Source organism: Candidatus Obscuribacterales bacterium, assembly GCA_036703605.1.
In the GTDB taxonomy this organism is placed as follows: domain Bacteria; phylum Cyanobacteriota; class Cyanobacteriia; order RECH01; family RECH01; genus RECH01.
In genome coordinates this window covers 1-5,065 of sequence record DATNRH010000332.1, presented here as the reverse complement: position 1 = coordinate 5,065, position 5,065 = coordinate 1, and the positions used below count along the sequence as shown (strand labels likewise).

General features: G+C 54.2%; 4 protein-coding genes. 2 read left to right on the top strand and 2 right to left on the bottom strand.

Annotated features, from left to right (window positions below; all coding sequences use genetic code 11):
* Positions 1-266: 266 nt before the first annotated feature.
* Complete coding sequence (locus V6D20_06945; protein ID HEY9815522.1) at positions 267-1,553, top strand: ABC transporter substrate-binding protein; 1,287 nt, start codon at positions 267-269, stop codon at positions 1,551-1,553.
* Between the two features lie 50 nt (positions 1,554-1,603).
* Here V6D20_06945 and V6D20_06940 read toward each other — a convergent pair whose 3' ends face one another.
* Both V6D20_06940 and V6D20_06935 read right to left on the bottom strand, forming a co-directional pair.
* Entirely contained in the window at positions 1,604-2,788 is a 1,185-nt protein-coding gene (locus V6D20_06940; GenBank protein ID HEY9815521.1) for an LptF/LptG family permease, read from the bottom strand.
* A gap of 144 nt (positions 2,789-2,932) precedes the next feature.
* Entirely contained in the window at positions 2,933-3,880 is a 948-nt protein-coding gene (locus tag V6D20_06935) for a cobalamin-binding protein (protein ID HEY9815520.1), read from the bottom strand.
* Between the two features lie 417 nt (positions 3,881-4,297).
* Here V6D20_06935 and V6D20_06930 point away from each other — a divergent pair.
* The coding region (locus tag V6D20_06930; GenBank protein ID HEY9815519.1) for an alpha/beta hydrolase at positions 4,298-5,065 on the top strand (768 nt) is incomplete at its 3' end.

Sequence of the window (5,065 nt, the reverse complement as noted above, 5' to 3'; positions counted from 1 at the left end):
CGTTCAAGGGTGATCCATGGAACAGATCGCCCCTCAAATCTGAGTTAAGGACTAGTGGAAAGCCTACCGTACCCTACCTTGGTGCTTAGACGTGTTAGCCCTCAACGCCAACCCACCTATCGGGTAGAGCATCTACCGTGGAGCTACGGATATGAGAGGGCGATCGCTCCCCAACAGCTCTCATAAATTCTATTGCGCCTCGGAGTCTTGGCTCCCTCTCCTACTCCTTCCCCATCCCTAACTATCTGATGTACTCAACCCTAACGATGACCCTGAAAAATTTTGTCGTCCTAGGGATGGCCATGCTACCGCTGTTAACCGCTTGTAAGCCGGGCAATCCCTCCAAACCAGCCACAACTTCCTCAACCCAGCCAGCCACCTTAGATGAAGGGCTGAAGCTGGGCGTGCTGTTGCCAACCACGGGCGATCTAGCGCCGATTGGGCAGCCCATGGTAGCAGTCTTTCCACTCTTAGCCGACACCGTGAATGCTTGTGGCGGCGTCAATCAGGCCCCCGTCACCTTCATCATTGAAGATAGTCAGACCGATCCAGGAGCTGGTCTGGAAGCCATGACTAAACTAGTTGAGGTCAATCGGGTGCATGGGGTGGTAGGTGCCTTCGCCAGCAGTGTGTCCAGCGGTTCAGTGGATGTGGCGGTGCGCAATCGAGTCCCCATGATCTCTCCCGGCAGCACCAGCCCAAGTTTCACTGAGCAGGCTGAACGGGGCGACTTTCGGGGTTACTGGGCCCGCACTGCCCCCCCCGATCGCTATCAAGCGGCAGCCCTGGCCCAGTTGGCCATCGATCGCGGCTACGATCGCCTATCCACCATCGCCATCAACAATGACTATGGCGTAGGGTTTGAGCAGGCGTTTGTGAATGCGTTTGTGAATCTGGGGGGCACGGTGATCAATCAAGCCAATCCCACCCGTTACGATCCCAAGGCCACCACCTTTGACTCCGAGGTCGCAGCGGCCTTTAGAGACTCCCCCGAGGCAGTTCTCGCCATTCTCTATCCAGAAACCGGTAGCCTGCTGCTGCGATCGGCCTACCAACAGGGGTTGACCGATGGCGTACAGATTCTACTCACTGATGGCGTCAGAACCGAATCATTTCCTGAAGATGTAGGGCAAGCAGCCGACGGCAGCTACATTTTGTCGGGAGCGATCGGTACTGTGCCGGGGGCCAGCGGTGCCGGTCTTGAGCAGTTAACCACCCTATGGGAGGAGACCCAAGACACTAGCATCAGTGCGTTTGTACCCCATACCTGGGATGCTGGTGCCTTGCTGATCTTGGCGGCCCAAGCTGCTGGCACCCATAGCGGTGAGGCGATCATGGCTGAGCTGCGATCGGTTGCCGGGGGCGATGGCGTGGAGGTGAGTGATGTCTGTGAGGGGCTAGCGCTCTTGCGGGAGGGGCAATCCATTAACTACCAAGGAGCCAGCGGTAATGTGGATATCGATGAGTATGGCGATGTGGTCGGCAACTATGACGTCTGGACAGTGACCGACGAGGGGGCGATCGCTGTGATTGAGCAAATCAGGCTTGATTAACGTCCGTTTGGATTAAATTCACTACAAGCCCGATCGTCTAGGTCATCGAGTTAGCGTGAAAATCGTAGCAGCAACCCAATTCCCACAGCAATCCCTAGAAAATTGGGTAGCCAAGCCCCTAACACTGGAGATATGGCACCCGTTTGAGCGATCGCTCCCGTAATAGAAGCGAGGAGGTAGTACCCAAAAATCATCAATACACTGATGGCAAAGCTCGTAGCTCTCCCCGTGCGACTAGACCGACTTCCCAACGACGCACCCACTAAGCCTAGAGCTAAGCAGGCAAAGGGGAGGGAGTATTTCTGTTGAATCCGCACCCGCAGCTTTTGAATGCGATCGGTATCGCCAGTTTGCTCAATCAGCGCCAGTTCTTCTTGAGACTCTAGGATATTCATCTCACCATAGTCTCGACGGCGAGAGGCTAGATCAAGGGGCGTGCGCGGTAGGGTAATCTGCTGCTGCTCGAAGGTGACAATGTTACGAAATCGCCCATCCGCCGACACAAGGTAGATGGTGCCATCATAAAAATCCCAGACATTGCGTTCTAGATTCCACTCCGCCGACTGAGCAATGGCAATCTGGCTAGCATCAGGGCGCGAAAGATCTAAATAGGTAACCCCGCCCATGCGTTCACCGTCAAATTCCCGCGCATAGAAAAAGCGAGTGAGTACATTTTGCCGCTTACCCGGCTCAATCTGCACCGGGTTATATTCTTGGTAAACAATATTATCTTCTCGAAAGGGGAGGCGATCGTTGTTTAAGGCATTCTCCAAGGTCACAGCAGCTTGATAATTAGCCGCTGGCACAATCATTTCATTGAATGCAAACGTACAGCCCGTAATCACCAAACTCAAAATAATACTGGGCACGACCAAGCGCACCACGCTCACCCCACAACTGCGCAGAGCCACCAGTTCACTATCCGCCGCCAACCGGCTATAGGTCATCAACGTGGCTAGCAGCGTTGACATGGGTAGCGAATAGGCAATGAACTGCGGCATATTCAGCAGCAAGATCTCAAGGGCAAGCTGAATCGGCAGACCGGATTCAGTGACCCGACGAATTAAATCAAACACAGCCCCAACGGAAACGCCGAGAGAGGTAAACAGCCCAACACCAAACAAGAAGGGCAGCACCAACTCCAGCATGATGTACCGATCCATCACCGAAAGTCGAGGCACCCAAGTGGGCAGACTGGACGGCGGGGTTGATGAGCGAGAGATCCCAGAGGTCATAGATACAGACGGATAGAGTTGGATACCAAGGACGTGTTAAAAATCTAGGATACGACAGGCGTCAAGGGGCACGTTGCACCATCATCCTTCACCATCCTAATCGAAAGGGGCTGGTTGTCTTGTCTGGCTAGTTCGTCGGGTTGTTTACGGGGAAGAGGCGATCGCCTCCCAGCGTTGCCAGGTCTGTAGCCCATAGCCATAGTGAAACCGTTGAGGATGGATGAGTTCAGCCAAAATTTCTAGAGAGTCCACCAGCCTGGGCCCTGGACGGTTGAAATAGTGATTGCCATCCACCAGATACACCTGGTTATGGCGCACCGCCCGCAGTGCTGACCAGCCCGATCGCTGGGTGAGCAGATGCATATCTTGCCGAATGCGATCGAGGCCAAACCCACAGGGCATGATAACAATCACCTCCGGATCCGCCTGCTGCAGATCGGCCCACTCTAGCCAAGGTGAATGCTGCCCAGCCGTGCCAAAACAAGAGCGTCCACCAGCGATCGCCACCTGTTCTGGTACCCAGTTTCCTGCTGCCATCAAGGGCTCCATCCATTCAATGCAGACCACCGAGGGGCGATCGCTCTCAGCTAGATCCTGGGTTTGCTGCGCACAGGCCGCCACCCGCCCTTGCAATGTCTCCACCACAGAATCCGCCGCCACCCCCAGCATGGCCCCCACCCGTCGCAGATCGTCCCACAGATCGTTGAAGCGAGCTGGCTGCAGCGACAAAATTTTAGGCTGAATCGTGGTGAGACCCGCCACCGCCTGTTCCACCTCCGCCAGGCTCACCGCACAAACCTCACATTGGGCTTGGGTGAGAATATGGGTAGGGCGCAGGTGTTCTAGCACATCGGTTTCAACTCGGTAAACACTCAGGGCCTTTTGCAGCAGCAGAGTGACGCGATCGTGAATCACTGCACTATTGCCCTGGGGATCAAACGTTGGCTGAGTACATATCGGCAGCGTCGTGACCCTATCAGGGTAGTCACATTCATGGGAACGTCCCACCAAATACTCAGTCAATCCCAGCGCAGCCACCAGTTCCGTAGCACTAGGAATGAGCGACACAATTCGCAACTCTGATCGGAGCATAATACCTTGACCTGTACCTGATATTGCTTAGACTGACGCAACCGCTTTAAAATGTCCCGCCGTTTGTTGTAGATTGAGTCCCGAAACTTCAGCATGTGTACGGAGCGAGAGCGGGGTCTTAGAATGGTAAGTTTGGATAAGGAGGATACGTCCATAGGCTAGTTGCTCCATGACATTGAGAGAGATCCAACGTTAGCGATCCTCAAGCGTTGATGGGCACCAACATCTACCCCTTAAGCCAGTCATCTCCATGCTAGACATCATGGATGCCATAGGGTGTCTAAGCTAGCAAGATAAACATAGGAACTGCGCTGATATTCATCATCAATCCTGTTGATGCCAAACAGTTTTCACAAGCTTCAGCGTACACCTGTGATAGTTCGCTCTTCATACCTGTTGAACTTGACGGTCTAAGCTATGTCTACTCCCAGTGCGGTGCTGCCGCCTCTCGCCAGTTCAGTTTGGCATCACTGCTTTGTAGAAACAAACCGGATCCGCCTCCATTACGTGACCCAGGGCACGGGAGAGTTGGTGGTGCTTCTGCATGGATTTCCGGAGTTTTGGTATTCATGGCGGCGACAAATCCCTGCCTTGTCCCGACACTTTAAGGTTGTTGTCCCCGATCTACGAGGCTACAACGATTCAGACAAACCCCTGACTGGATACGACCTCGACACTCTGATTGCCGACATTCAAGGGCTCATTCAAGGGCTAGGATATCGCAAAGCCCATATCGTTGGTCATGACTGGGGCGGCGTGATTGCTTGGCATTTTGCCCAAACCCTACCGCAGCATCTCAATCGCCTAGCCATTTTGAACGCGCCCCATCCCCAACAATTCGTCCGAGAGATCGTGGGCAACCTCGATCAACTATGGCGAAGCTGGTACCTACTTGCCTTCCAAGTACCAGAGCTTCCAGAGTGGATCATTCAGCAAAACCTGCGGGAGTTTGTCACCCGTTTGTTTCAGGATTTATCCATTCGGAAAGGTGCGTTTACCACAGCCGATACCGAGATCTATCGAGCGGCTCTTGCCAAGCCCCGGGTGCTCTCCGCTGCCCTCAACTACTATCGCCAGCTCATGGCTCCCAGCACTTGGCTGCGTCAATGGGAGCGATCGCCTAAGCCTGTCACCACCCCCACCCTTGTGCTTTGGGGAGAAGAGGATCACTTTCTGCATAAGCGG